Origin of the sequence: Kribbella sp. DT2, assembly GCF_049844575.1 — a bacterium.
GTDB lineage: Bacteria > Actinomycetota > Actinomycetes > Propionibacteriales > Kribbellaceae > Kribbella.
On sequence record NZ_JBNCLH010000016.1, the window covers coordinates 61,294 to 87,379 of the forward strand.

A 26,086-nucleotide genomic window follows, 5' to 3' on the forward strand; every position below is an offset into this window, starting at 1 on the left:
TCGCGTGAACATTTTTATTTGGGTTTCTTCTTTTCTTAACCCGGTGTGCTGAGTAGGGTGCGGACAGTGCCTCTCCCGCCCCCCTGGAGGAACACCATGAGGATCCGAACCCTGCCCACCCTGGTCGCCGCGCTCGCACTGCTCGGCACCGGAGTGGTCCCCGCCGCCGTCGCGGCCACCCCGTCCGAGGACGCCGGCTCACTGCCGACCCAGGTGGTCGAGCAGCAGGACGGCACCCACGCGACCGCCGCCGGCAAACGCGTCGTCGGCTACTTCACCGAGTGGGGTGTCTACGACCGCAACTACCACGTCAAGAACATCAAGACGAGCGGGTCGGCCGCGAAGCTGACCAACATCGTCTACGCCTTCGGCAACACGACCGGCGGCCGCTGCACGATGGGTGACTCCTACGCGGCGTACGACAAGGCCTACGACGCCGCCGGGTCGGTCGACGGCGTCGCGGACACCTGGGACACCGGTGCGCTGCGCGGCAACTTCAACCAGCTGCGCAAGCTGAAGAAGGAGTTCCCGAACATCAAGGTGGTCTGGTCGTTCGGCGGCTGGACCTGGTCCGGCGGCTTCACCGAGGCCGCCAAGAACCCGGCCGCGTTCGCCGAGTCCTGCCACGCGCTGGTCGAGGACCCGCGCTGGGCCGACGTGTTCGACGGCATCGACATCGACTGGGAGTACCCGAACGCCTGCGGCCTGAGCTGCGACACCTCCGGACCGAACGCGTTCAACAACGTGATCAGCGCGCTGCGCACCAAGTTCGGCTCGTCCGCGCTGGTGACGGCCGCGATCACCGCCGACGGCACCAACGGCGGCAAGATCGACGCCACCGACTACGCGACCGCGGCGCAGAAGCTCGACTGGATCATGCCGATGACCTACGACTACTTCGGCGCCTTCGCCGCCCAGGGGCCGACGGCACCGCACTCGCCGCTCACGTCGTACAACGGCATCCCGACCGCCGGGTTCTACAGCGACGCGGCGATCCAGAAGCTCAAGTCCAAGGGCGTCCCGGCGTCGAAGCTGCTGCTCGGGATCGGCTTCTACGGCCGTGGCTGGACCGGCGTCACCCAGGCCGCACCCGGCGGTAGCGCGACCGGCGCCGCTCCCGGCAAGTACGAGGCCGGCATCGAGGACTACAAGCTGATCTCCACCCGCTGCCCGTCCACCGGCACCGTCGGCGGTACGGCGTACGCGTTCTGCAACGGCCAGTGGTGGGGCTACGACACCCCCGCGACGATCCGCAGCAAGATGTCGTACGCGAACCAGCAGTCCCTCGGCGGCGCCTTCTTCTGGGAGCTGTCCGGCGACACCAGCAACGGCGAGCTGATCACCGCCGTCAAGACCATCGGCTGATCCGGCAGCCCTCCCCGCGTCCGGTCCTCTGCCCCGTCCGGCAGAGGGCCCGGACGCCTTCGGCTACCCCCGACACCCGGCTCCGCGTCTGGCGGCGCAGCCGGGCGTACGCCGTACTGCGGGCGTTCGCAGTACGGCGTACCGGCATGTCCGGAGGCCACTACTACGGGAGACGGATCAACGGCCGGCGCACCGGCGCGGCGAGGTGTCCACCGTGGCTGGTGTCAGCCAGGTCGCATTTGTGCCACGCGCTCGCGCAGGGTTTCCCTTGACTTCACCTTCGCGGTTGAGCGTACTTGTCTCTGCGCCTGACCCGGCAAACGTTTGAGCGGAGGGGCCCCATGGAGGCTGTGCCGGACTCGTCGTTGATCATCGGCGTCGCCACGACCAGTGCCGAACGCGTCCAGCTGGCACGCCTGCTGAGCGGTGCCGATGCCCTGCTCTTGGTGTCCAGCGCCGAACAGGCAAGGACCTTCCTGGACCTCACCACAGCCCTCGGCACCCAGCCCGTGGTCCTCGCTCCAGGCGTCCTCCCACCGGATCCCGCCGTTGAGACTCCTGCCCAGATCGAAGCAGCCTTGCCCAGAACAGACAACGTGGTCGCCCTCCCAGCCGCCCTACGCCTCGACGAAGACCGCCGAGTAGTCCGCTGGAAGGACCGCGAGGTCCCCCTTACCCGCCTGGAACACGACTTCCTCCACTGCCTCGTCCAAAAACCAGGCCAGGTCTGGACCTACCAGCACCTCCACCACGCCGTCTGGGGCAACGAACACCTCGGCCACGGCTCCCACATCCACTCAGTGGTCAAACGCCTCCGCCAAAAACTCGCCCACCTGGGCGCGACCGTAACCATCCACGCAGTCCGAGGCGTCGGCTTCCACTTGCTGCCTGCGGCCTGACCGGGCGGAGCGCCGACCCAGTTCGGAGCGGACAGCCGCCCGGCCTGCACGGCAAGACCCGGTCACGGGCGGGCCGCTGGTTTGCCGGCCGATTACGGTGGCGTGATGACAGAGGTGAAGCTCGGAATGTCCAAGCACGAGGTGACTGAGCTGCTCGGGCCGCCGCTGGACTACATGTCGCTGGGTGGTCTGCTCGGCACGACCCCGTACAGCGGGACCTTGTACGGCGGGACTGTGCGGCCTACCGGCTTGTTCGGCCGCTTCCGCAAGCCCAAGGTGGTGCCGAACGATCAGGTGCGGCTCACCGGCGGCAAGGTGACGTGGCTTTACCGTGACGTGCCGCCGGGCATGGAGACGCTCGTGACGTTGACCAACGGCGTCGTCACCGACGCCTTCGACCGGCCGTACGACCCGTCAACTCGCACACAGCCCGATCACGAGTGGAGCCGGGAGCTGCTGCCGATCGCACTCACGAAGGTCGAGGCCGACCCGACCTTCGCGCAGACCGTCCGTCTGCCCGGCTGGCAACGCCAGCGCAGCGACGAAGTCAGCGAGTTCGTGGCCGGTGCCTCCGCAAGGTCGGAGGACAACGAGCTCGGCCGGTCCGCGAGCAGATTCGGCGAACTGGACGTCATCGTCAGCTACTGCGAGGACCTCCCGATCACCGACGTGCGCCCGCGCTACTTCCCCCACGGCTACCTGCCGGTGCTGACCGGCCTCGTCGACGGGTTCGGGATCCCACCGCGCCGGCGTGACCTCGCGCACTGGGTCCTCTGCCGCTCGACCGAAGGCGAGACGATGGCCCACCTGGTCTACCTCCCAGCCACCGAACAGACGATCGTGCTGCCCTGGGACCTGATGTCCCCGGAAGAGCAGTCAGGCCGAACCCCCAGCTCCTGACCCGTTCAGTTCATCAGCCCCCGGGCTGTTCGCACCCGGTTCGATCAGAAGCCCGCGCGAGAAGTTTCGCCGGTGAGCCAACCTGAGAGGACCCGGCTCGAATCCTGTTGGGTGTGACCGAGAGCCTTCCCGCGCACGTCGTGGTTCGTGAGGAGTCCGGCCGCCTCTCGGCGGATGCGGACTTCGAGGGCTTCGTCGCGGCCAACTACCAGGCCCTGGTGAGGGTCGCGTACCTGCTCACCCAAGAGCGGCAGTTGGCCGAGGACCACGTCCAGACCGCGTTGCTCAAGTGCTGGAGGGTGTGGGGGAGGATCGAGGCCGAGGACCCGTACCCGTACGTCCGGCGGACGTTGCTCAACACGTACTTCGCGTGGTGGCGCCGTGCCAAGGACCGACGTGAGCACCTCACCGAGGCGATCCTCGACTCCGGTTCGTACGACGCGCACGCGGTCGTCGACAACGCCGACCTGCTGGCCGCCCTGCGCCGGCTCCCGAAGAAGATGCGCGCGATCGTCGTACTGCGGTACTTCGAGGACCTCAGCGAGGCGGACACCGCCGCCGTCCTCGGTTGTTCCGTCGGTACCGTGAAAAGCCAGTCCCACCGGGCGCTGAGCAAGCTGCGCCTGGACCCCGACCTCACCCAGGCGGCCCGACCGTGAACGAGCAGGAACTCCGGACCCGCCTCCACAACCTCAGCGAGGCAGTCGCTACGGCCGACCCCATGCCGGTACTTCGTCAGCGCCGCCGTCAGCGACGCATCGCCAAGACGGCACTCGTGGCTGTGGCGGGTCTGGCGGCGGCGATCGCAGGCACCCAAGGGATCGCAAGCGTGCTGTCGCGCACCACGGATGCGGCGGCATCACCGCTGACCTGGGAGGAGATGCTCCCCGCGCACGCCGACGGATTCGTCCTGACTGAGCGGCTGATGGAACCGCCGATGGCCAGCAAGCTGCGCCACGAATTCGCTGCTGCCGGGGTGGATCAGGTCAGGGTCGCCGCTCGCTGCACCGGCGCACGGACAACCGCCATGGTCGTCGTCAGCACGTCGGAGACCATCATCCAGGGCCCCTTCCTGGACTGCACCCCCACCGGAGCCAGCACGTCCGTACCGGTCGCCTGGGCCGTGAACGGCCCCCAGGGACGCAGAACGAGTGTCACCGTCACGGTCGAACTGACGCTGGACAACGGCGCTCCCCGGAACATCGGCGCGGGGGCCGAGGTCGCCATCGGCCTCTACCAGAACCAGGCCACGCCAACCCCCGAACGGTAGGCAGTCACGGCCACACGACCCTGTTGTCGGTCCAGGTGACCTCTTCGTGGCGGCACAGGCAGAAGGGGTGCCCGGCCTCGAAGTCGAGGTGGAACTGCTTGGGGTGTTCGTCGCCAGCTACTCACCCGGTGCTGGGTCGGCATATCGACGACTGGTTCCTTCTTCGACCGCTGCCGCGATGTACCGCGCCAGTCGTCCAACAACGAGCCAGTCGACCGCGGCGGAACGGCCCGGCCCCCGTCCAGAGGTTCCTGGGCGGGGGCCGGGGGTGTTGCTAGGTGGTGACTACTTGATGGCCTTCAGGGCGAAGTCCTCGGTCACCGGTTCGCCTGCTACCAGGCGGGTGGCGCGGGTCTGGGGCTTGTAGCCGTCCTTGGCGGCGATGAGGGTGAGGGGGTTGTTGCGGCGGTCCAGCCAGTAGGCGTAGTTGCCGCTGGTGTCGGTCGTGAAGGTGTACGACGACGCCCACGAGTCGACCTGGACGATCGCGCCGGGCAGGGGAGCGGTGCTGCCGTTGGTGGCGACGCCGGTGACGGTGCCGGACAGCTTGCTCCACGTGGTCGGCGGGGTGACGTTCATCGTCACGGCCACCGGCTCCACGCTGTACGGCGTGTTCTCGGCGATGGTGACCGAGCCGGAGTACTTACCGGGCTGGTCGACGCTCGCGGTGAGCGTGACCTTGACCGTCGTGCTGGCGCCCGGGGCCAGGGTGGCCTCGGTCTTGTCGATGCTCAGCCAGCTGACGTCGGCCGACGACTCGGCGCAGTCCTCGAGGCCCGGCAGGGCCTCGCTGTCGACGGTCGCGGTGAAGCCGCCGGACGAGCCGCCGACCTTGTAGAAGCCGCACGCCGCCCCACCGCGGTACCGCGGCTGGTTGGCGTTCGGGAGCGCGGTCCACGTACCGGCGGCAGCGTCGAACGAGAAGCCCGCGTTCGTCACGGCACCGGCCTGGACACCGCCGACGACGAGGAGCTTGCCACCGGCGACGGCGAACGACGCCGCCCAGTGGTCGGTCGGGGCGTCCGGGATCGACGACCAGGCGTTGGTCGACGGGTCGTAGACGTAGCTGGACTTCAGTGCCGCGACGCCGTCGTTGCCGCCGGAGCAGTAGACCTTGCCGTCGATCGCGCCGCAGGAGGCGAACGCCACCGACTTCGGGTAGTTCGCAATCGGCGCCCAGGTGTTGGCGGCCGCGTCGTAGGCGACCGCGGTGTTCGACATCGGGGTGCAGTTCGCGGTGGTGCAGCCACCGACGGCGTACAGCTTGCCGTCGAGCACGGCCTGACCGGCCGCCGCACGCGGCGACGGGTTGTCGGCCACGGCCGACCAGGCGTTCGCGGCCGGGTCGTACGACCAGGTCGCGGCGTCCGGTCCGGCGGCGCCCCAGCCGGAGCTGGCGATGATCTTGCCGCCGACGGCGCCGACGGTGATCGCGTTGCGGGCGCCCGGCAGCGGGGCGATCGCGGTCCAGGCCAGCGAGGCCGGGTCGTACACGTAGCTGTTCGCACTGGACACGGTGCCGTTGCCGCCGCCGAGCGAGTAGATCTTGCCGTCGACGGTGACCACGCGGTTGTCCATCACGGTCGCCGGGTAGTCGGCGATGTCGGCCCACGGAGCCGCGAGCGGCTTCGGTACGGCGGGAGCGACCGGCATCTTGCCGGACATCTTGCTGCCGAACGAGGTCGGCACCGAGAGCCGCTGCAGCGGCGCGCCCTGGCCGGTGAGGACCTGGGACTTGGTCGTCTTCGAACCGTTGGCTCCTGCGATCTCGAAACCACCGTCGCGCTCACCGAACTTCACGTCCACCGGTGCGCCACCGGTGTTCTTGACCGTGAAGGACTTGGTGACCTTGCCGGTGGGCAGCTTGAGGTCGCCGGTGATCGCACCCGGCGTGACCGACAGCTGACCGGCCAGAAGGGTGTAGTCGGCGGCGGTGACCCAGTCGGCCTCGACGTCGACGTTCTTCTTGCCGTCGCTGTAGCCGCCGGCTTTGGCGGTGTAGCCGTGCTCGCCCGAGTCGGCGGAGTACAGCCAGTAGAAGCCGTCGTTCAGGCCGGTGTCCTCCGGCGTGGCGACGGTGGTGGCGGTCTCAGTGGCCTTGTCGTCACGGGTGACGACGGCGCCGTTGACGAAACCGTTGGTGTTGGCGTCCTTGACGTTGCCGACGACGAGGCCGCCGCCGGTCGGCTCACAGGTGATCTGGCTGCCGATCAGCACGCTGTCGACCTCCCACCACCACTCGTACGTCGCGTCGTAGTAGTGGAAGCGAACCTGGACGTCGGCCTGGCCGGCCGCCTGCGGGATCGCGATCTCCTTGACACCGGTGACGTCGGCGGTCGCCTGGCTGAGCACGTTGCTCCAGGTCTCGCCGCCGTCGATCGACAGGTCGACGTCAGCCTTCTCGCCGCCCTGCCAGTTGTAGCTCTGGTTGAAGCGGATCACCGGCGCCGCGACGTCGGTGAGGTCGACCGTCGGGCTGACCAGGGAGGAGTCCTGGGACTGACCCGAGCCGTAGTCGTCGCTGTCGATGATGGCGAAGCCGCCACCGCCACCGGTCAGGTTGCCCCGCGCACCGGCGTCGTCGAACTTCCAGACCTGACCGTTGCCCTTGTTGTCGACGATGGTCCAGCCGCTCGGCGCCGAGGTGGCGTCGAAGGTCTCGTAGACACCGTCCGAGCCGTTGCGGTAGCCCGGCGCGGTCGCGCAGGCGTCGCTCCGGACCGGTACGGCGACGTTCTTGGTGACGTTGCCCGCGCCGACCGTGACCGGCTCGCTGACGGTCTCGTAGCCCGGGTACTGCGACTCGACCTTCAGCGTGTACGTCGTGCTGGACGGCACCTTGAAGCTGTACCGGCCGTTGGTCGGGGTGGTGTAGTCGAACACGCCACCCGGTCCCTCGACGCTGACCTTCGCGTACAGCGGCCAGCCGTGGCCGGAGCCGTCCGTGACGGAGCCGCCGATGTTGACGGTCGGCGCGGACTCCAGCGCGAAGTCCTTGGTGGTGGTCGCGTTGGCGGTGACCGTGGCGGTCGCCGTCAGGCTCTTGTAGCCGAACGACGCGGCGGTCAGCGAGTACTCGCCGGCCGGGAGCGCGGACGAGTAGCGATCGTCCGCACCGGTGGTCAGCGCGCGGTCGGGCTGACCGGCGGCCTTCACCGTGACGGAGGCGCCGGCGAGCGCCGTACCGGCGGAGGTGACCTTGCCGGTCAGGGTGCCGGTGTCACCGATCGGGGCGGCGTTCAGCAGCGCGAGCGCGTCCAGCCGGCCCTCACCGAAGACGTTGTTGTCGTCGGTGGTGCCACCGCACTGGGCGTCGCCCTTGTCGACCGACGAGTTGTCGAGCAGCGCGCGGGTGGCCGCGACGTCGCCCTTCAGTGCCGGGGCCGCCGACCACAGCAGCGCGACGGTGCCCGCGAGGTGCGGGGAGGCCATCGACGTACCGTTGAAGCTGGCGTAGGCGTTGCCCGGGACGCTCGAGCGCACGTTGACGCCCGGGGCCGCGAGGTTCGGCTTGATCTCGCCGTTCTGGCCGGCACCGCGGCCGGAGAAGCTGGCGATGTTGTTGTTGATGTCGTAGGCGCCGGCCGAGTAGTTGCTGACCGAGCTGCCCGGAGAGCCGCTGGTCTGGCAGGCCGAGCCGCTGTTGCCGTTCGACCAGGCACCGAAGATGCCGGAGGCGGTCCAGGCGTTGGTGACGTCCTCCATGAACGGGTCGTTGGAGGGCAGCTGGGAGCCCCACGAGTTGTTGATGATGTTCGGCCGCTTGCTCGCGTCCGGGTTCTGCCCGGCGAGGTTGGTCGGCTCGAGCATCCACTCACCGGAGGTGACCAGGGCCGCGTCGGTCGGGCAGCACCCGTTCGCCGCGATCCACTTGACCGCCGGGGCGACGCCGATCTGGTTGCCCGCACCGTCGTCGCCGGCCATCGTGCCCATCGTGTGGGTGCCGTGGCCGTTGCCGTCGGCGGGCTGGTTCGGTGAGGTGCCGGCCGCGTCGAACCAGTTGTAGTTGTGGTCGAACTGGCCGCCGCCCAGGTTGCCGCGGTAGGAGTTCACCAGGGCCGGGTGGTCGAACTGGACGCCGGTATCGATGTTGGCGATGACGATGCCCTGGCCCTTGTCGCCGTACTGCGACCAGACGTCGTCGGCGTTGATGTTGGCCAGGCCCCACTCGAGGGCGTTGACCTGCCGCTCGTCCTTGCCCTGGGTGACCTTCGGCACCTCGATCGTCGTCGGGTTGTACAGCCCCTCGACCTCGGCGTGCTTGGCCAGGTTCTGCGCCAGCGCCAGCGAGCCGCCGTTGATCCGGATCGCGTTGGTGCCCCAGAAGGTCTGGTACTTGACGTGCTGCGCGTCGAGCTCGGCCTTGACCGCCACCTGGCTCTCGGCCGCGGTCTTGCGCAGCGCCGCGGCGACCGCCGTACCGCGGGCGTTCCAGTCGGCGATGGCACTGGCCTTGGTCAGGTCGGCCTTCGCGGCGAAGCGGACCCAGTAGTCCGTGGACTCCTTGGCGTCCTTGCCCTGGAGCTTGCTGAGCAGCTCGGGCTTGATCTTGGAGGCCGGGTCAGCGGCCGGTTTGGTCGGCGGTGCGGCCTGGGCGGCGCCGGTGGCGGCCAGCCCGGTCGTGACGACGGCCACTGCCGCCAGAGCACTCACCAGAGATCTGGCCAGGCCCCTTCGTCTCATGTGTGACATTCTCTGCAGCCCCTCACTTGAACGACCCCGAAATCGACTCCCCCGAGTCATTGGTGCAGAGGTGCTCGTGTTCGCCGCTCCGGTCGTGGTGAACCGGTTCTGCGACGCCCCGTGCCCCCCAGGTCGCAAGCTGTGACGCTGCGAGCCTGTCGTGGACCTTATGTGTCAGACATCGGCGCGAACAAGCACACTTGGTGAGCAAGTTGTCACCAGGGGTGGAGCCGTTCTGGGCAAGTTCCGCCAGATTTTGTCAGTCCGTTGACGATAAGAGGCAGAGGTTGACATCGTGACCGGATGGTCACCGCCCGTGTCCCCGCCCCTGGTGACGACGGAACCATCGATCACCAGGACTTCCCGCTGCTGATCGCCGTCGCCGCATCCGTCGAAGAACGCGTCCGTCTCGCCGAACTGGTCGACGACGTCGCTCCGCTGCTGCTCGTCTCCAGCCTGGACGAGCTGCGCAGACTGCTGACCCCCGCGCAGGATCCACCGCCTGCTCCGGCCGAGCACTCCGACCCACCCCGTACGCCGGACGCCGGCCCGAGTGCTGGGGACGACGACCCGTTGACCATCGACTCGCGCCGGTCGCTCGCGCGGTGGCGGGACCGTGAGGTGCCGCTGACGGATCTCGAGCACGACCTGCTCACGCAGTTGATGACCGAACCGCTGAGGGTGTGGACGTACGAGGAACTGCACCAGGCGGTCTGGCGGAAGCGGCACCTGCGCGGTACGGCGGACGTGCACTCGCTGGTGAAGCGGCTGCGGCGCAAGCTGGACGAGCTCGGGACTACGGTCACGATCGACGCGGTTCGGGGGACGGGGTTCCGGTTGGCGGATCACCAGCGGCCGGCGATCAGTGGGCTGCGGGCTGGGTGAGTCCGGACTGTAGACGGTGTACGGCGGTCAGTAGCCGGGCGGAGTAGCGTCCAGCTCGTGCGCTTCTCCGCTTTGACCCAGCTGGAATGTCCCAAGTGCGGCCTCCGCCACGACCCGGACCAGGTGATCGGCCTGTGCTCGTGCGGCTCGCCGTTGCTGGTCCGGTACGACCTGGACGAGGTCCGGGCCGGGCTGACCAAGGACGACGTCGCGGCCCGGCCGCCCGACCTGTGGCGGTACCACGAGCTGCTGCCGGTCCGCGACCCGGCGAACATCGTGACGCTGGGGGAGGGGATGACCCCGCTGCTCCGGCTGCCGTCGTACGGGCGTGAGCTCGGCGTCGAGAACCTGCTGATGAAGGACGAGGGCCTGATCCCGACCGGGACGTTCAAGGCGCGCGGCGCGGCCGTCGGTGTGTCGCGGGCGAAGGAGGTCGGGGTCCGCAAGATCGCGATGCCGACGAACGGCAACGCCGGGTCCGCGTGGGCGGCGTACGGCGTCCGGGCCGGGATGGAGGCGCTGATCGCGATGCCGGAGGCGGCGCCGGAGATCTGCCGGCGCGAGGTCAGCGTCGTCGGCGCCGAGCTGCAGCTGATCGACGGGCTGATCAGCGACGCCGGGGTGTGGATCCGCGAGCAGCTCGCGATCCGCGAGGGCTACCAGGACGTGTCGACGTTGAAGGAGCCCTACCGGATCGAGGGCAAGAAGACGATGGGCCTGGAGATCGCGGAGCAGCTCGGGTGGCGGCTGCCGGACGTGATTCTCTATCCGACCGGTGGTGGCGTCGGGCTGATCGGGATCTGGAAGGCGCTGAACGAGCTGCTCGAGCTCGGCTGGGTCGAGGGTCCGCTGCCGCGGCTGGTCGCCGTACAGGCCACTGGGTGCGCGCCGATCGTGCAGGCGTGGGAGCAGGGCAAGGCCGAGAGCGAGCCGTGGCCGGACGCGAAAACCGTTGCCTTCGGCATCACCGTGCCGAAGGCCCTCGGCGATTTCCTTGTCCTGCGGGCGATCCGGGAGACCGACGGCTGTGCCGTCGCCGTGGACGACGAGGAGATCCTCGCCGCCGTACGACGGTGCGCCGAGCTGGAAGGCTCCTTCGTCTGCCCCGAGGGAGCCGCCAACTTCGCCGCGATCGCACGGCTGCGCGCCCAGGGCTGGATCGAGGCCGGTGAGACGGTGGTGGCCCTCAACACCGGCACCGGCCTCAAGTACCCGGAGACAGTGACGCTTTAAGCCTGCCCTCGCCTGACGGCGAGGACGTGGGCGGGGTCGCCGTTGGGGTCGAGCTTGACGTAGTTGCTCTGGCCCCAGCGCCATGTGGCGCCGGTGATCTCGTCGTACACGGTGAAGGTGTCGTCGGCGCGCATGCCGAGGGCGGCCATGTCCAGGTGGACCATCGTCTCGCGGACCGAGTGCGGGTCGGTGTTCACCACGACGATGACCGTGTCGGTGTGGCCGTCGGGACCGGTGGTGCGCTTGGAGAAGCACAGGATCGCGTCGTCCTCGACGCTGTGCAGGCTCAGGTTGCGCAGCTGCTGCAGCGCCGGGTGCCGGCGCCGTACGGCGTTCAGCAGCGTGATGTACGGCGCGAGCGTGCGGCCCTCGGCCTCGGCGGCGGCCCAGTCGCGCGGGCGGAGCTGGAACTTCTCGGTGTCCAGGTACTCCTCGGAGCCCGGCCGGAGCGCGACGTGCTCGAACAGCTCGAACCCGGCGTACACGCCCCAGGCCGGCGACGAGGTCGCGGCGATCGCGGCGCGGATCTTGAACGCGCCCGGTCCGCCGTACTGCAGGTACGCCGTGAGGATGTCGGGGGTGTTGACGAAGAAGTTCGGCCGCAGGAAGTGGCCGGTCTCCGACGACAGCTCGGTCAGGTACTCCTCGAGCTCCCACTTCTCGTTGCGCCAGGTGAAGTAGGTGTAGGACTGGTGGAAGCCGACCTTGGCCAGCTCCTGCATCATCGGCCGGCGGGTGAACGCCTCGGACAGGAACACCACGTCCGGGTCGGTCTGCCGGACCTCGCCGAGCAGCCACTGCCAGAAGTTGACCGGCTTGGTGTGCGGGTTGTCGACCCGGAACACCGTGACGCCGTGGTCGATCCACAGCTTCACGACCCGCAGCACCTCGGCGTAGATGCCTTCGGGGTCGTTGTCGAAGTTGATCGGGTAGATGTCCTGGTACTTCTTCGGCGGGTTCTCCGCGTAGGCGATCGAGCCGTCGGCGCGGACCGAGAACCACTTCGGGTGCTCCTTGACCCACGGGTGGTCCGGCGAGGCCTGCAAGGCCAGGTCGATCGCGACCTCGAGGCCGAGCTCGCGGGCCCGGCCGACGAAGAAGTCGAAGTCCTCGAAGGTGCCGAGCTCGGGGTGGATCGCGTCGTGGCCGCCGTCCTCGGAGCCGATCGCCCACGGCGAGCCGGGGTCGCCCGGCTTCGGGTCGAGGGTGTTGTTCGGGCCCTTCCGGTACGACGTACCGATGGGGTGGACCGGCGGCACGTACAGCACGTCGAAGCCCATCGCGGCGACCGCGTCGAGGCGTTCGGCGGCGGTCCGGAAGGTGCCGGACTTCCACTCGCCGGCTTCCTCGTCGTACTCGGCGCCCTCGGAGCGCGGGAAGAACTCGTACCAGCTGCCGTACAGCGCGAGCTGCCGGTCGACCCAGACCGGGTAGGTCTCCGACGACGTGATCAGTTCACGCACCGGGTACCGCCCGAGCGCGGACCGGACCTGCGGCGAGATCCCGGCGGCGAGCCGGGCCTCGGGCGGCAGCGCGCCGTTGGCCAGTGCCTGCGCGGCGTCGCCGAGCGTGCTGCGGTCGAGCCGGACCGCCGGCGGCACACCAGCGGCCGCGCGGTCGAAGAAGGCGGCGCCCTCGGCGAACATCAGGTCGACGTCGATCCCGGCGGGCACCTTGATCTCGGCGTTGTGCCGCCACGTCCCGTACGGGTCGCTCCAGCCCTCGACCGCGAACGTCCAGGCGCCCTGCTCCTGCAGCGTGACGTCGACGGTCCACCGGTCCGAACCCTGACCGACCGGGGTCATCAGCATCCGTCGGGTCTGTCCCGACGGTGACGTCAGGACGACGTTGGCGTTCACCGCGTCGTGGCCCTCACGGAACACGTTGGCCGCGATGGTGAACGTCTCGCCCACCGAGGCCTTGGCCGGATACGCTCCGGCGTCGACGGTCGGGGTGACGTCGGTGATCGGGATGCGCCCAGTCATGGTGGTCGATGAACCTTCGCTTTCAGATCGCCGGGGAGAGTCGCTGGCACCGGACAAAGAGTTGGCAGGTATGACGTTATCGGTTCCCGAAGCGGCCGCGTGACATGCGGGCGGCGTGGTTCGGTCCACACTTCGGACCATCCTGCACGAATTCCGTGCGCGGTCCCGCCTGAGGGCTCTGCAAGATCTTGCTCGTGTTGCAAAATCGATGCATACCGAAGGTGCTCCGGCCCGGTCTGGGCGCTACGGTGTCCCGGTGCGAGCGATACGACGATTCTCCGTCCGCCCTGTCCTGCCCGAGCCGCTGACCGGCCTCGGCACCCTGGTGAACAACCTGCGCTGGGCCTGGCACCCCGAGACGCAGGACGTGTTCGAGGCTGTCGACCCGCAGCTGTGGCGCAGTACCGGCGGTGACCCGGTCCGGCTGCTCGGCGAGGTCCCGGCGGCCCGGCTCGACGAGCTGGCCTCCGACCACGCCTTCCTGCGCCGGCTCGAACTGGCCGTGACCGACCTGAACGGGTACGTCACCGACGACCGCTGGTTCCAGGCCGACGCCGGTTCCCCGGTCAGCTCGGTGGCCTACTTCTCCCCGGAGTTCGGCATCACCCACGTGCTGCCGCAGTACTCCGGTGGTCTCGGCATCCTGGCCGGCGACCACCTGAAGGCCGCCAGCGACCTCGGCGTACCGCTGATCGGTGTCGGGCTGCTCTACCGTCACGGGTACTTCGGCCAGTCGCTGAACCGCGAGGGCTGGCAGCAGGAGCGCTACCCGCTGGTCGACCCGGACGGGCTGCCGATCAGCCTGCTCCGCGACGGAGACGCTCCCGCGACCGTCACCGTGACCCTGCCCGGCGGCCGTGAGCTGCGCGCCCAGATCTGGGTCGCCCAGGTCGGCCGCGTGCCGCTGCTGATGCTCGACTCCGACATGGAGGAGAACGAGCCGGCCGAGCGCGAGGTGACCGACCGCCTGTACGGCGGGACGACCGAGCACCGCCTGCTCCAGGAGCTGCTGCTCGGTGTCGGTGGTGTCCGCGCGGTCCGCGCCTTCTGCCGGATCACCGGCCACGCGGCCCCGGAGGCCTTCCACACCAACGAGGGCCACGCCGGGTTCCTCGGCATCGAGCGGATCCGCGAGCTGGCGACCGACCAGAGCCTCGACTTCGACACCGCGCTCGAGGTCGCCCGCGGCGGCACCGTGTTCACCACCCACACGCCGGTCCCGGCCGGCATCGACCGGTTCCCGGTCGAGCTGATCCAGCAGCACTTCTCGCCGGACGTGTTCGGCGACGGCGTCCCGATCGACCGGATCCTCGCGCTCGGCGCCGAGGACTTCGAGAACGGCGACCCGAGCGTCTTCAACATGGCCATCATGGGCCTACGGCTGGCTCAGAGGGCGAACGGTGTCTCGAAGCTGCACGGGGTCGTCAGCCGCGGGATGTTCGCCGGGCTGTGGCCGAGCTTCGACCCGTCCGACGTACCGATCAGCTCGATCACCAACGGCGTCCACGCGCCGACGTGGGTGGCCCGGGAGATCTCGGCGCTGACCTACGCGAACGCCGACCAGGGTGACTCCGAGGGCATGTTCGAGGGTCTGGACAAGACCACGGACGCGGCGCTGTGGGAGACCAAGCGGATCCTGCGCCAGCGCTTCATCGACGACACCCGGTCCCGCGTCCGCGCGTCCTGGGTGAACCGCGGTGCCAGCGAGGCCGAGCTCGGCTGGGTCGACTCGATCCTCGACCCGGACGTGCTGACGATGGGCTTCGCGCGGCGCGTTCCGTCGTACAAGCGGCTGACGCTGATGCTGCGTGACCCGGAGCGGCTGAAGGCACTGCTGCTGCACCCGACCCGGCCGATCCAGATCGTGATCGCGGGCAAGGCGCACCCGGCCGACGAGGGTGGCAAGAAGCTGATCCAGGAGATGGTCCGGTTCGCCGACGACCCCGAGGTCCGGCACCGCATCGTGTTCGTGCCCGACTACGACATCGCGCTGGCGCAGCCGATGTACCCGGGCTGCGACGTCTGGCTGAACAACCCGCTGCGTCCGTACGAGGCCTGCGGCACGTCCGGCATGAAGGCGGCGCTGAACGGCGCGCTCAACCTGTCCATCCGCGACGGCTGGTGGGACGAGTGGTACGACGACGAGTTCGGCTGGTCGATCCCGTCGGCCGAGGGCGTCGAGGACACCGACCGCCGTGACGACCTCGAGGCGCACGCGCTGTACGACCTGATCGAGAAGCAGGTCGCGCCGCGGTTCTACGACGGTGAGGTCCCGGGCCGCTGGATCGAGATGCTGCGGCACACGATCAAGGAGCTCGGCCCGAAGGTGCTCGCCACCCGGATGGTCCGCGACTACGTCGAGCGGCTCTACGTGCCGGCGGCGCGCTCGTCGCGGCAGCTCAACTCGACGTACGACGGCGCCCGGCAGCTGGCCGCGTGGAAGAAGCAGGTCCGGGCCGCGTGGCCGCAGATCCGCGTCGACCACGTCGAGCTGCAGGGTCTGGGCGACGTACCGCAGCTGGGGACGACGGTCGGGATCCGCGCGTTCGTCACGCTCGGCGAGCTGACCCCGAACGACATCGACGTCGAGGCGCTGCACGGCCGGGTGGACTCGGCCGACGAGATCACCGACGCCGTCCGGGTCTCGCTGTCGCTGGCCGAGACCTACGAGGGCAACCGGCACCGCTTCGAGGGTGAGCTGAAGCTCGACCGCACCGGCCCGTTCGGCTACACCGTGCGCGTCCTGCCCAAGCACCCGATGCTCGCCAGCCCGGCCGAGCTGGGCCTGGCCGCCGGCCCGTCCGACCCCGAGGACCCGGACACCCCGGACCTCCCGGCCGGCTCGGAGTTCTGAGCCAGTACGACGAAAGCGCCGGGCACCTAGCAGGGTGCCCGGCGCTTTCGCTGTTGCTTATGAGTCGACGGCGCCGGCCTTGTTGCCGGCCGATGAGATGAGCGAGGGCGACGCTTCAAGGGTCGCCGCCCTGCATGCGAGACCGGTGGTCCTAGCCGGCGCAGGAGCCGTGGGCCCAGTCGACCGTGCCGGGGACGCCGGCGATCGCCCAGAGGCCGCCCTGGATGTTCAGGTCGACGCGGGCCGCGGACTTGACCCGGCTGTTGTAGAAGACGATCGACTGGATGTAGTTGGAGTCCCAGGTCGGGTCCGGCGTCCACTGCGCCATCACCTTGTCCTTGACCATGACCTCGACGTAGACGTGCTGGCCGGGGCCGCAGTACGTCGTGCCCTCGATGTAGTTGGCGGCCTGGCCGTCCGGTTCGAGCGGAGCCGCGCCGGCGGTCAGGCTCGTGGCCAGCAGCGCCGGTACGGCGAGCAGCCCGATCGCGCCGATGCGCTTCAGCAGGTGTCCGGTCATCAGACGCACACCCCTTCCCAGCCGTTGAACGCTCCGTCAGGTCCGCCGATCACCGAGGCGGACCAGGTGGCGGAGTGGTGCCAGGTCGCCTGGGTCCGGTTGATCAGGATGACCCCGAAACCGGCCGGGTAGTCGTAGTTGCGCTGGCCGACGTCGGCGCTGTACGTCGCGATCCGCAGCGGCCAGGCGTCGAGGTACTGGACCCTGACGGCGACGAACTTCCCGGTCGCCGTGCAGTCGGTGTAGCCGTTCACGGTGCCGTCGGCCAGCACCGTCATCCGGTTCACGGTGCCGTCCGGTCCGAGCGTGGTGCGGGTCGCGGCCGCCGGGGCCTCGGTCCCGGTCTCCACGGCCGCGGCCGGAATGATGCCTGCGGCCCCTAACGCGGTGGCTGCCACCGCGGTGGCGATCATCGTCGTTGCTCTCATCGTGGCGCTCCTTCTTCCTCAGCGAGGAATGTGATGCCGCTTGATCGGTGTGCCCCTCAACCGTCGCGCCGCCGGCTGTGCGGGGACAACGCATTCGGGTCTCCCCGAAAGGCTCGATCTCACGATGGAGCGGACCTGCTCGGCGGGTGGTCAGGCGAGCTTCTGCCGGCTCACCAGGTCCACCTTGTACGGCGCGCCGCCGGTGGGCGAGTGGACCATGATCTTCTCGCCGGGATGGAGATCGGGGTCGGACCGGTACCAGTCGCGCAGCTTGGTCGCGGCCGCCTCGTCCCCGGCGTCGGAGGCGATCAGCAGCGCGGCGAGCTCGTCGGTCGGGGTGAGGTCCATCTCCAGGTCGTCGGCCATCGCGCCCCAGCCGTCCCACAGCAGCAGCTCGTCGCCGTACAGGTGGGCGACCTGGAGGAACACGTAGTCGCGGATGAACCAGCCGCCGCGGATCGGCAGCGACGGGTCCACGCCGTACAGGTCGGGGTCGATCTCCCCGGCCCGGAACGCCTGCCACACCTCGGCCGCCGACCGGAACGGGCCCTCCGGCATGTCGTGCACGTCGAAGCCCCAGTGCTCGCCGGGGTCGAGCTGCCCGTCCACCCGGACCCAGCGCTCGCCGTCGAAGTACTCGGCGATCACGTGGTCGTGGTTCCAGCCCGGGACGAAGTACGACGCGAACCCGATCCGGCTGCGGGCCGGGACACCCTGGTGCCGCAGGGCCGCGACGAGCAGCAGCGCGAAGTCGCGGCAGCAGCCGGCGACCTTGTCCTCGGGCTTGCGCGGCGTGGCGAGCGGGCACGCGTTGCGCCGCTGGTCGGTGCCGAGGATCGCCTCGACCCACCGGTTGTTCACCTCTTCGAGGTGCTCGCCGGTGAACTCGATGCCACCGCCGCGGTAGTGGATCAGCACGTTCCGCAGGACGTCGGTCAGGCCGGCGATGTCCCTCGGCAGCTCGTCCAGGAGTCCGGCGTACTTGCCGGGGTCGCTGTACGGCGTCTGCTGGGCGTAGTTCATGTCAGTCCTCTGATCGGGTGGGCGATGTCGACCGCCGGCTCGGAGCCGGTCAGGTCACGGAAGCCGGGAAGGTAGATCTCGCGGACCGGTCCGGTGGTCACGTGGTTCGAGGTCCGGACCCAGTCGTCGAGCAGGTCGTAGGCGAGCATGATCCGCGGGTACGCGCACTCGTCGCGGCTGATCGTGCAGTACGCCTCGGTGTGGGCCGGCTCGATCCGGATCCCGATCGGCCCGGCCGGGTCGACCGTCCCGCCGAACGGCACGCAGATCTCGACCGTCGCCTCGCTCTCCGGCGTGACCGCGCCGTGGTAGATCACCCACGACCCGCCGGGCAGCTCCGCCCCGGCCGCGGTCAGGTGGGCGCGGATCTCCAGCGTCGAGGCCACGATGACGCCCATCAGGCCCTGCTGGTCGACGTCCACCCGGATCGACGCGAGCTTGGTCTCCGGCACGTCGCGCAGCAGGACCGGCCGTGGGCTCAGCCCGGGGGACCCGGATCGGAGCAGCCGGTCGCGCAGGTACTCGACGGTCTCCTGGCGGGCCTCGTTGGTGGCCTGCTGGGCGGCCCACCAGCGGTCGAGCCGGATCAGCGCCTCCTCGTCGGTGCCCGCGAGCACCTCGGAGATCGTGGCCAGCGGCATCTCGACCTGGCGGAGCACGCTGATCCGCCGGGCGCGTTCGAGCTGCTCCTCGTCGTACTGGCGGTACCCGCTGACCGGGTCGACCGCGGCAGGGGCCAGCAGGCCCGACACGTCGTACAGCCGCAAGGCTTTGTGGGAGAGTCCGGCGCGGCGGCCGAACTCGCTGATCGTCAGCATGGTGGTACTCAACACCCTGCCCCTGGGGCAGAGTAAATACCTGGCCAGATGGCGCGGCCCGGTCGATCATGGGGTGATGTCCGTCGAGCCGGTCTGGTCGGGGCTCGTCGAGATCGCCTGTGACGAGTCCGGCTTCTCGGGGACCAACCTGCTCGACCCGGACACGCGGGTGTTCGCCCACGCGAGCGTGCAGCTCGGGCCGGGGGAGGCGCGGCGGGCGGTCGAGGAGCTGAGGGACCGGTCGCGGTACGTCGCGGGGGAGTACAAGTCGGCCAGGCTGTTCAAGCAGCGCCCGGCGCTGACCTGGCTGCTCGGGCCGGAGGGGCCGCTGCTCGGGCGGTCCGCCGTACAGCTGACGGACAAGTACTTCTTGCTGGCCGGTCGGCTCAGCGCGCTGTTCACGGACGGCCTCGACTACCGGACCGGCACGAGCCTGGACCCCCACGACCCGGAGACCGTTCTTGCTCTGCACCGGCAGGGTCCCCAGCACGGTGACGTCTGGTGGACGCTGCTGCAGAGCTTCATCGACCTGCTCCGCTCGAAGAACCGGACCATGTACGACGACCGCGTCGAGGAGTTCCTGGCAGCGGCTGCCCGGCTCACACCACTGGAGCCGGTCCTGCACATCACCCGCCCGCCCCTGGACTCCCTGCGGAACAGGCTCTTCGACGACCGCACCCTGCTGCCCCCGCTCGAGGTGCTGATCCCCGCGCTCGTCGAGACCACCCTGCATTGGTACGCCGACGGCAATGCGGTCGCGATGGTCCACGACGAGCAGAGCGCCCTGACCGTCCACCGGATCGCCCAGGTCAACCTGCTGATGGACGACTCCCCGCTGGTACTGCGGCAGACCGACTCACGCACCGACCCCCGCGTCCAGCTGGCCGACCTCCTGGCGGGCTCAGCTCGGCAGATCGCGACCGCGGAGCTCAACGGCCAGGGCGATCCCGCCCTGACCGCTCTGCTCGGGCCCTACCTGACACCGCACCCCATCTGGGCGGACGACGCGAGCTGGACTCGGTTAACGAGGGCCGGCCGCTCCGGCAACGCTCGAGATGCCGCGCTGTAGGTGGACCGCCGGTAGTGCAGCCCGTAGGGCGTCGGCGTGCTGCCGGTAGCCGAAGTTGTTGGGGTGGAAGTTGTCCGGAGCCAACAGGCCACGCCACGGCGGCCGGGCGTACCGGGAGACCTCCGCGACCGGCAGACCGCGTTCCGACGCGGCAGAGTCGATCAGCTGGTTGACGCTGGTCACGTACGGGCTGATGGCGCCGCCGACGCGCCAGAAACGGTCCGGCACGGTCAGGTCCATCACCACCGAGGAGGAGGGCAGCCGGCCGATCACCTGACGCAGGTGGTCGCGGAACCGCTTCGGCGGAGTACCGAGGACGTCGTTGGTCCCGATGCCGCAGGTGACGAGTGCTGGTTGCAGTCCGTCCATCAGCGGCAGCTGGTCGTTCAGCACGTGCTGGGTCTGGGCTCCGGAGCGGGAGAGGTTCAGCACGCGCCACGGCGTACCGGTGGAGCGGAGCGACCGCAGCACCTGGCCGACGTACCCGTGCTGCGGTGCGGACGCGCCGAGACCCTGCGCGGTCGAGTCGCCGAGCACCACCCACAGCGGCCCGTCGCCGGCCATCGCCTCCTCGTTCTGCCGGGTCCAGAACTCGGCGTACGTCTTGGCCTGGACGTCGACGTAGGCCACGCCGTCGCACCAGCGGCGCACCGCCAGGCGCGAGCTGTTGCGCTCTGCCTCGCCCCAGCGCTGGACCGCACGGTGCAGTACGCCGATCGGCGTGGTGCGTTCTCGGGCCTCCCGGCGCAGCAACAACATTGGTCCCCCCTCCGGTGAACAGCAGGTGACCAGTGAAGATACTTGCCGAAGGTGAACAACCCCTCAGAGTGCGCGGAGCAGCACCACGCAGCGCGGCGCGAGCGGTACGCGAGCGCCCGCCTCGACCTCCGTGACACCCGACCCGGACGTGTCCACCACGACCTCGTACCCCGGCGCCCACGACGCGTCCGGGACGACGACCTCACGGGCGTCGGCGGTCGCGTTCAGCACGAGCAGGAACGAGTTGTCGGTCAAAACGTTGCCCTCGGCATCGGTGCCGCGCAGCGCGTCGCCGGCCAGGAACATGCCGATCGTGCGTAGATTCCCGTCATGCCAGTCGTTCTCGGTCATCTCGCCGCCGTGCGGAGCGATCCAGGACAGGTCCTTGCGTCCGCTCGGTACCACCGGCTGCCCGGAGAAGTAGTGCCACTGGCGCAGCGCGGGGTGCGCCGCCCGGAGCGCGAGCAGCTGCTTGGTCAGCCCGAGGTGCTCCGACCAGGCCGACGGCAGCGTCCAGTCGAACCAGGAGATCTCGCTGTCCTGGCAGTAGGCGTTGTTGTTGCCGTACTGCGTCCGGCCGCACTCGTCGCCCGCGGTGATCATCGGTACGCCGGTCGACAGCACCAGCGTCGTCATCAGGTTCGCCATCTGCCGCTTGCGCAGTGCGGCGATGCCCGCGTCGTCGGTCTCGCCCTCGGCGCCGCAGTTCCAGGACCGGTTGTCGTCGGTGCCGTCCCGGTTGTCCTCGCGGTTCGCCTCGTTGTGCTTGTGGTCGTAGGAGACCAGGTCGCGCAGCGTGAACCCGTCGTGCGCGGTGACGAAGTTGATCGACGCGTACGGGTAGCGCCCGTCGTCGCCGTACAGGTCGCTGGAGCCGGACAGCCGGTAGGCCAGGTCCTGCACGCCGTACGACGAGGTGCGCCACACGTCGCGGACCGAGTCGCGGAACTTGCCGTTCCACTCCGACCACGGCGTCCCGAAGTTGCCGACCTGGTAGCCGAACGGGCCGACGTCCCAGGGCTCGGAGATCAGCTTGACCCGGCCGAGCACCGGGTCGGCGGCCACCTCGGCCAGGAACGGGTGGTCGATGGTGTCGACCTCGTGCCGCTCGTTGCGGATCAGCGTCACGGCCAGGTCGAACCGGAACCCGTCGACGCCCATCTCCTCGACCCAGTAGCGCAGCGAGTCCATGACCAGGCGCCGGACCTGCGGGTGGGCGGTGTTCACCGAGTTGCCGGTGCCGGTCACGTCGTACGTGACGCCGCCGTGGGTGAGCCGGTAGTAGGCGCGGTTGTCGATCCCGCGGAAGCTCAGCGTCGGGCCGTCGAAACCACCCTCGGCGGTGTGGTTGTAGACGACGTCGAGGATGACCTCGATGCCCGCGGCGTGGAACGCGGCGACCATCGCCTTGAACTCCGCCACCTGCTCCCCGGCCGAGCCGGCCGACGAGAACGGTCCGTGCGGGGCGAAGTAGTTGAGCGTGTTGTAGCCCCAGTAGTTCGGCAGGCCGCGAGCGGCGATCGCCGGTTCGGTGAGGAACTCGTGGATCGGCAGCAGTTCGACCGAGGTGATGCCGAGCTCGGTCAGATAGTTGATCACGGACGGGTGCGCCAGACCGGCGTACGTACCGCGCTGGTGCTCCGGTACGTCGGGGTGCAGCTTGGTGAAGCCCTTCGTGTGCAGCTCGTAGATCACCGTCTCGCTCCACGGGACCGGGCGGCTGATCGGCGGCGGCGGTTCGCCGTCCGCGACCACCACGCCGACCGGGACGTGCCCGGCCGAGTCGCCGTCGGAGGAGTCGTAGATCAGCGGGCCGGCGAAGTCGAGCGTGCCGTCGACGGCCCGGGCGTACGGGTCGAGCAGCAGCTTGGCCGGGTGGAAGCGCAGGCCGTTCGACGGGTCGAACGGGCCGTGCACCCGGTAGCCGTAGCGCTGGCCGTGGCCGACGCCGGCGACGAAACCGGTCCAGAACTCGCCGGTGTGGACCAGGTCGAGGTTGCGCTGGGCACCGTCCGGGCCGAGCAGCGCGAGCTCCACCCGCTCGGCGGCCGGGGCCCAGAGGGTGAACGTGGTGCCGTCGGCAAGCACCTGGGCACCCAGGCGGGTGCCGGGGCCTGCTTCCTGGTCGGAGGCAGGGCCGAGCTCGTTCGGGGCGGCGGTGGCTTCGGTCACCGGCACATTCTGCCCATGACGTGTCAAACCTCCGCACAACGGGCAGGAGTTGTGTGTAGCGATGTTGATGTTGTTCGTGGAAGGGTAGTTGCGAGCAGACACGCGCAATGATAGAAACGCAGAAACCGTTATTAAGTTACCTGAAGGACCCTACCTCAGGTAAGAGGTTGACTCTCGAGCCGTGAGCCGAGGAGAAGAACAGATGCGAATCCCCACCCTGCTGGCCGGCGTCGTCCTGGCCGCCACCGCACTCACCGCCTGTGGCGGGAACTCCGGCAACGACGCCGGTGACGCCAAGGTCCCCGACGATCCCGCGCAGGTGAAGGGCGACCTCACCTACGCGATCTGGGACGTCAACCAGCAGCCCGCGATGCAGCAGCTGGTCAAGGCGTTCAACGTCAAGTACCCCAACGTCAAGGTGTCCATCTCGCTGGCCACCTTCGACCAGTACTTCACCAAGCTGAAGACCCAGGGCACCTCGGACAACCTGCCCGACGTGTTCTGGATGAACGGCCCGAACCTGCAGCTGTTCGCGGCCAACAAGCAGCTGGCCACGCTCGACGGCCTGATCGAGGGCAAGCAGGTCGACCCGGCCAACTACCCGAAGGCCCTGGACGACCTCTACTCCTGGGACGGCAAGCAGTACGGCGTCCCGAAGGACTTCGACACGATCGCCTTCTGGTACAACAAGAAGCTCTTCGCCCAGGCCAAGGTCGCCGAGCCGACCGCCGACTGGACCTGGGACGACTACAAGGCCGCCGCCGCGAAGCTGAAGGCCGCGCTCGGCCCGAAGGGCATCTGGGCCAGCGGTGATGAGCTGGGCAACCAGGGCAACTACTACCCCGCGATCATGAGCAACGGCGGCTACGTGATCAAGGACGGCAAGTCCGGGTACGGCGACCCGAAGACGGTCGAGGGCCTGCAGTTCTGGTCCGACATGGTCAAGTCCGGCTACACCCCGACCGCCGCGCAGAACTCCGAGACCCCCGGCCGTGAGCGGTTCTTCAGCGGCAAGGCCGCGATGATGTGGAACGGCAACTGGCTGGTCTCGATGGCGCTGAAGTCGCCGGTCAAGAACGACCTGGCGATCCTGCCGATCCCGAAGGCCCCGAACGGCGAGCGCAAGACGCCGATCCACGGCCTGGCCAACGTGATGAGCGCCAAGACCAAGAACCCGCAGGCCGCGGCCGCGTTCCTGGCCTTCCTGGGCAGCAAGGACGCCGCGCTGATCCAGGCCAAGGCCGGCGCCGCCAACCCGGCGTTCAACGGCACCCAGGGCGACTTCGTGAGCTCCGCGCCGTACGCGCTGAAGACGTTCATCGACGCGGCCTCGCAGTACGCCGAGCCGTACCCGGTGAGCAAGGACACCTCGGTGTGGAACAAGCTCGAGACCGACCAGATCGCACCCGCGTTCGGCGGTGACAAGCCGATGTCCGAGGTCGGACCGGACGTCGCGGCCAAGATGGACGAGGCGCTGGGCAAGGAGAAGTGACTGCGCTGGCTGAGAAGAAGCGACGGCGGGCCGACGGCAGCTGGCCCTGGCTGTTCGTCCTGCCGACCTTCCTCGGTGTCGGCGTCTTCTACCTGTGGCCGCTGCTGAAGACCCTGTACGACAGCTTCACCGAGACCGGCCCGTTCGGTGGCAGCGAGTGGGTCGGCGTGGCGAACTACGGCACGCTGGTCGCCGACACCGAGGTCTACCGGGCGATCGTCAACACGGTCGTCTACACCGCGATCGTGCTGCTCGGGATCCCGCTGGCGGTGCTGTTCGCCAGCCTGCTGAACCGTCCCGGGCTGCGCGGCGCGATGGTCTACCGGACGCTGTTCTTCCTGCCGTACGTCGCACTGCCGACGGCGATCTCGCTGGTCTGGCGGATCATCTACAACGGCGAGTACGGGATCCTCAACCAGGCGCTGAAGGTGATCGGCGTCGACGGCCCGTCCTGGATCACGCAACCGTGGTTCGCGCTGGTCGCGGTCGCGCTGCTCGGGCTGTGGATGTCGATCGGCTTCAACATGATCGTGCTGTCGGCCGGGCTGAAGGGCATCCCCGGTGAGCTGTACGAGGCGGCGTCACTGGACGGCGCCTCGCGGCTGCAGCAGTTCCGCTCGATCACCGTGCCGCTGCTGACGCCGTCGATCTTCTTCCTGTCGGTCGTCACCACGATCGCCGGGTTCCAGCTGTTCGACCAGCTGTTCGCGCTGCTCGGGCCGACCAACCCGGTGATGCCCAAGACGCAGTCGCTGGTGTTCCTGTTCTACGACGCGGCCTTCGTCGGCAACGACCGCGGGTACGCCGCGGCGGTCGCCGTACTGATCCTGGCCGTGGTCGGGCTGCTGACCCTGTTCCAGTTCCGTCTCCAGCGCCGGTGGGTGAGCTATGACTAAGCGCGACACGCAACGACTCGGCAGCAACCGGCTCGCGCACGTCGTCCTGATCCTCGGCAGCCTGGTGATGATGTTCCCGTTCCTGTGGCAGCTGAAGATGGCCTTCTCCAGCCAGTCCGAGATCCAGTCGGTGCCGCCGGACGTGTTCCCGTCGAAGCTGGAGTGGGCCAACTTCTCCGAGGTGTTCCAGCGGCTGCCGTTCCTGGACCAGTTCTGGGTGTCGGTGGCGGTCACCGCCGGCCGGACGATCGGCCAGCTGGTGCTCTGCTCGATGGCCGGCTACGCCTTCGCCCGGATGTCGTTCCGGTTCAAGGGGCTGATGCTGGCACTGATCCTGTCCATCCTGATGGTGCCCAGCCAGGTGTACCTGATCCCGCAGTACCAGATCATCCAGTCGCTGGGCTGGCTCGACTCGATCCAGGGGATCATCGCCCCTGGCATCTTCAGCGCGTTCGGCACGTTCCTGATGATGCAGTTCTTCCGGACCATCCCGGCCGAGCTGGAGGAAGCCGCCCGCCTCGACGGGTGCAACCCGTGGCAGACGTTCTGGAAGGTCGTCCTGCCGGTGGCGCGGCCCGGCCTGGTCTCGCTGGCGATCATCACCGTGCTCGCCTCCTGGGCCGACCTGCTCTGGCCGCTCGTGATCGCCTCGAGCCCCGAGAAGATGCCGCTCTCGGTCGGTCTGGCCACCCTGGCCGGCTACCAGGGCACGATCTCGCCCGGGGTGCTGATGGCCGCGGCGCTGATGGCGATGGCGCCGGTTCTGATTCTCTTCGTCGTACTGCAGCGTCGCGTCGTCGAAGGTATTGCTTTCTCTGGTCTCAAGTAAGGAATC

General features: G+C 69.1%; 20 protein-coding genes. 12 read left to right on the forward strand and 8 right to left on the reverse strand.

Annotation, left to right across the window (positions count from 1 at the left end):
* The first annotated feature begins 96 nt into the window (after window positions 1–96).
* The 5 genes from ACLQ2O_RS40305 to ACLQ2O_RS40325 all read left to right on the forward strand — a co-directional run bounded on the left by ACLQ2O_RS40305 (window position 97) and on the right by ACLQ2O_RS40325 (window position 4,434).
* Window positions 97–1,365 (forward strand): glycoside hydrolase family 18 protein, encoded by a 1,269-nt coding sequence (locus tag ACLQ2O_RS40305; RefSeq protein WP_425842864.1) that lies wholly within the window; start codon window positions 97–99, stop codon window positions 1,363–1,365.
* Between the two features lie 341 nt (window positions 1,366–1,706).
* Window positions 1,707–2,264, forward strand: a complete 558-nt coding sequence (locus ACLQ2O_RS40310; RefSeq protein WP_425842866.1) for a winged helix-turn-helix domain-containing protein — start codon at window positions 1,707–1,709, stop codon at window positions 2,262–2,264.
* A 105-nt stretch (window positions 2,265–2,369) separates the two neighbouring features.
* Window positions 2,370–3,164: a hypothetical protein gene (locus ACLQ2O_RS40315; RefSeq protein ID WP_425842868.1), complete on the forward strand. Its 795-nt coding sequence runs from the start codon at window positions 2,370–2,372 to the stop codon at window positions 3,162–3,164.
* A gap of 113 nt (window positions 3,165–3,277) precedes the next feature.
* Window positions 3,278–3,823 carry a SigE family RNA polymerase sigma factor gene (locus ACLQ2O_RS40320; RefSeq protein WP_425842870.1) on the forward strand — a complete coding sequence of 182 codons (546 nt, stop codon included), beginning with the start codon at window positions 3,278–3,280 and terminating at the stop codon, window positions 3,821–3,823.
* A gap of 62 nt (window positions 3,824–3,885) precedes the next feature.
* Complete coding sequence (locus ACLQ2O_RS40325) at window positions 3,886–4,434, forward strand: hypothetical protein (protein WP_425842872.1); 549 nt, start codon at window positions 3,886–3,888, stop codon at window positions 4,432–4,434.
* A gap of 285 nt (window positions 4,435–4,719) precedes the next feature.
* On the opposite strand, the gene ACLQ2O_RS40330 is transcribed toward ACLQ2O_RS40325, so the two are convergent.
* A complete protein-coding gene (locus ACLQ2O_RS40330; RefSeq protein WP_425842874.1) occupies window positions 4,720–9,117 on the reverse strand; it encodes a S8 family serine peptidase in 4,398 nt (1,465 codons plus the stop codon).
* A gap of 303 nt (window positions 9,118–9,420) precedes the next feature.
* Between ACLQ2O_RS40330 and ACLQ2O_RS40335 the strand changes: the two genes are divergently transcribed.
* Window positions 9,421–10,002 carry a winged helix-turn-helix domain-containing protein gene (locus ACLQ2O_RS40335; RefSeq protein ID WP_425842876.1) on the forward strand — a complete coding sequence of 194 codons (582 nt, stop codon included), beginning with the start codon at window positions 9,421–9,423 and terminating at the stop codon, window positions 10,000–10,002.
* A 57-nt stretch (window positions 10,003–10,059) separates the two neighbouring features.
* Window positions 10,060–11,235 (forward strand): threonine synthase, encoded by a 1,176-nt coding sequence (locus tag ACLQ2O_RS40340; RefSeq protein WP_425842878.1) that lies wholly within the window; start codon window positions 10,060–10,062, stop codon window positions 11,233–11,235.
* Here ACLQ2O_RS40340 and ACLQ2O_RS40345 read toward each other — a convergent pair.
* Window positions 11,232–13,220, reverse strand: coding sequence for an alpha-1,4-glucan--maltose-1-phosphate maltosyltransferase (locus ACLQ2O_RS40345; RefSeq protein WP_425842880.1), 1,989 nt, complete (start codon window positions 13,218–13,220; stop codon window positions 11,232–11,234). The two genes, ACLQ2O_RS40340 and ACLQ2O_RS40345, sit on opposite strands and share 4 nt — an antisense overlap.
* Before the next feature lie 256 nt (window positions 13,221–13,476).
* Here ACLQ2O_RS40345 and glgP point away from each other — a divergent pair, with 256 nt between their 5' ends.
* Entirely contained in the window at window positions 13,477–16,074 is a 2,598-nt protein-coding gene (glgP, locus tag ACLQ2O_RS40350) for an alpha-glucan family phosphorylase (RefSeq protein ID WP_425842882.1), read from the forward strand.
* A 151-nt stretch (window positions 16,075–16,225) separates the two neighbouring features.
* On the opposite strand, the gene ACLQ2O_RS40355 is transcribed toward glgP, so the two are convergent.
* The 4 genes from ACLQ2O_RS40355 to ACLQ2O_RS40370 all read right to left on the reverse strand — a co-directional run bounded on the left by ACLQ2O_RS40355 (window position 16,226) and on the right by ACLQ2O_RS40370 (window position 18,863).
* Window positions 16,226–16,594 carry a hypothetical protein gene (locus ACLQ2O_RS40355; protein ID WP_425842884.1) on the reverse strand — a complete coding sequence of 123 codons (369 nt, stop codon included), beginning with the start codon at window positions 16,592–16,594 and terminating at the stop codon, window positions 16,226–16,228.
* Window positions 16,594–17,022 (reverse strand): hypothetical protein, encoded by a 429-nt coding sequence (locus ACLQ2O_RS40360; protein WP_425842886.1) that lies wholly within the window; start codon window positions 17,020–17,022, stop codon window positions 16,594–16,596. The genes ACLQ2O_RS40355 and ACLQ2O_RS40360 overlap by 1 nt, the downstream gene beginning before the upstream one ends.
* A gap of 150 nt (window positions 17,023–17,172) precedes the next feature.
* On the reverse strand, window positions 17,173–18,045 hold the full coding sequence (locus tag ACLQ2O_RS40365; protein ID WP_425842888.1) for a transglutaminase-like domain-containing protein: 873 nt from the start codon (window positions 18,043–18,045) through the stop codon (window positions 17,173–17,175).
* Window positions 18,042–18,863, reverse strand: a complete 822-nt coding sequence (locus ACLQ2O_RS40370) for a MerR family transcriptional regulator (protein ID WP_425842890.1) — start codon at window positions 18,861–18,863, stop codon at window positions 18,042–18,044. Before ACLQ2O_RS40370 ends, ACLQ2O_RS40365 begins: the two co-directional genes overlap by 4 nt.
* A gap of 76 nt (window positions 18,864–18,939) precedes the next feature.
* Between ACLQ2O_RS40370 and ACLQ2O_RS40375 the strand changes: the two genes are divergently transcribed.
* Window positions 18,940–19,932 (forward strand): hypothetical protein, encoded by a 993-nt coding sequence (locus tag ACLQ2O_RS40375; protein WP_425842892.1) that lies wholly within the window; start codon window positions 18,940–18,942, stop codon window positions 19,930–19,932.
* On the opposite strand, the gene ACLQ2O_RS40380 is transcribed toward ACLQ2O_RS40375, so the two are convergent.
* The gene (locus ACLQ2O_RS40380; RefSeq protein WP_425842894.1) at window positions 19,885–20,691 is read right to left on the reverse strand and encodes an SGNH/GDSL hydrolase family protein; all 807 of its coding nucleotides are present in this window, start codon (window positions 20,689–20,691) and stop codon (window positions 19,885–19,887) included. The two genes, ACLQ2O_RS40375 and ACLQ2O_RS40380, sit on opposite strands and share 48 nt — an antisense overlap.
* Before the next feature lie 63 nt (window positions 20,692–20,754).
* Complete coding sequence (gene glgX, locus ACLQ2O_RS40385; protein ID WP_425842921.1) at window positions 20,755–22,791, reverse strand: glycogen debranching protein GlgX; 2,037 nt, start codon at window positions 22,789–22,791, stop codon at window positions 20,755–20,757.
* A 274-nt stretch (window positions 22,792–23,065) separates the two neighbouring features.
* Between glgX and ACLQ2O_RS40390 the strand changes: the two genes are divergently transcribed.
* Genes ACLQ2O_RS40390 through ACLQ2O_RS40400 form a run of 3 tightly spaced genes read left to right on the forward strand, consistent with a single transcriptional unit; the run spans window position 23,066 to window position 26,080 of the window.
* Window positions 23,066–24,355, forward strand: coding sequence for an ABC transporter substrate-binding protein (locus ACLQ2O_RS40390; RefSeq protein ID WP_425842895.1), 1,290 nt, complete (start codon window positions 23,066–23,068; stop codon window positions 24,353–24,355).
* Window positions 24,352–25,251, forward strand: a complete 900-nt coding sequence (locus ACLQ2O_RS40395) for a carbohydrate ABC transporter permease (protein WP_425842897.1) — start codon at window positions 24,352–24,354, stop codon at window positions 25,249–25,251. Before ACLQ2O_RS40390 ends, ACLQ2O_RS40395 begins: the two co-directional genes overlap by 4 nt.
* Window positions 25,244–26,080 carry a carbohydrate ABC transporter permease gene (locus ACLQ2O_RS40400; RefSeq protein WP_425842899.1) on the forward strand — a complete coding sequence of 279 codons (837 nt, stop codon included), beginning with the start codon at window positions 25,244–25,246 and terminating at the stop codon, window positions 26,078–26,080. The genes ACLQ2O_RS40395 and ACLQ2O_RS40400 overlap by 8 nt, the downstream gene beginning before the upstream one ends.
* The last annotated feature ends 6 nt before the right edge of the window (window positions 26,081–26,086 follow it).

Coding starts and splice junctions, on each gene's coding strand:
- ACLQ2O_RS40305 (WP_425842864.1), top strand. CDS start 97: ATGAGGATCCGAACCCTGCCCACCCTGGTCGCCGCGCTCGCACTGCTC.
- ACLQ2O_RS40310 (WP_425842866.1), top strand. CDS start 1,707: ATGGAGGCTGTGCCGGACTCGTCGTTGATCATCGGCGTCGCCACGACC.
- ACLQ2O_RS40315 (WP_425842868.1), top strand. CDS start 2,370: ATGACAGAGGTGAAGCTCGGAATGTCCAAGCACGAGGTGACTGAGCTG.
- ACLQ2O_RS40325 (WP_425842872.1), top strand. CDS start 3,886: ATGCCGGTACTTCGTCAGCGCCGCCGTCAGCGACGCATCGCCAAGACG.
- ACLQ2O_RS40330 (WP_425842874.1), bottom strand. CDS start 9,117: ATGAGACGAAGGGGCCTGGCCAGATCTCTGGTGAGTGCTCTGGCGGCA.
- ACLQ2O_RS40335 (WP_425842876.1), top strand. CDS start 9,421: ATGGTCACCGCCCGTGTCCCCGCCCCTGGTGACGACGGAACCATCGAT.
- ACLQ2O_RS40345 (WP_425842880.1), bottom strand. CDS start 13,220: ATGACTGGGCGCATCCCGATCACCGACGTCACCCCGACCGTCGACGCC.
- ACLQ2O_RS40355 (WP_425842884.1), bottom strand. CDS start 16,594: ATGACCGGACACCTGCTGAAGCGCATCGGCGCGATCGGGCTGCTCGCC.
- ACLQ2O_RS40360 (WP_425842886.1), bottom strand. CDS start 17,022: ATGAGAGCAACGACGATGATCGCCACCGCGGTGGCAGCCACCGCGTTA.
- ACLQ2O_RS40365 (WP_425842888.1), bottom strand. CDS start 18,045: ATGAACTACGCCCAGCAGACGCCGTACAGCGACCCCGGCAAGTACGCC.
- ACLQ2O_RS40370 (WP_425842890.1), bottom strand. CDS start 18,863: ATGCTGACGATCAGCGAGTTCGGCCGCCGCGCCGGACTCTCCCACAAA.
- ACLQ2O_RS40375 (WP_425842892.1), top strand. CDS start 18,940: ATGTCCGTCGAGCCGGTCTGGTCGGGGCTCGTCGAGATCGCCTGTGAC.
- ACLQ2O_RS40380 (WP_425842894.1), bottom strand. CDS start 20,691: ATGTTGTTGCTGCGCCGGGAGGCCCGAGAACGCACCACGCCGATCGGC.
- ACLQ2O_RS40390 (WP_425842895.1), top strand. CDS start 23,066: ATGCGAATCCCCACCCTGCTGGCCGGCGTCGTCCTGGCCGCCACCGCA.
- ACLQ2O_RS40400 (WP_425842899.1), top strand. CDS start 25,244: ATGACTAAGCGCGACACGCAACGACTCGGCAGCAACCGGCTCGCGCAC.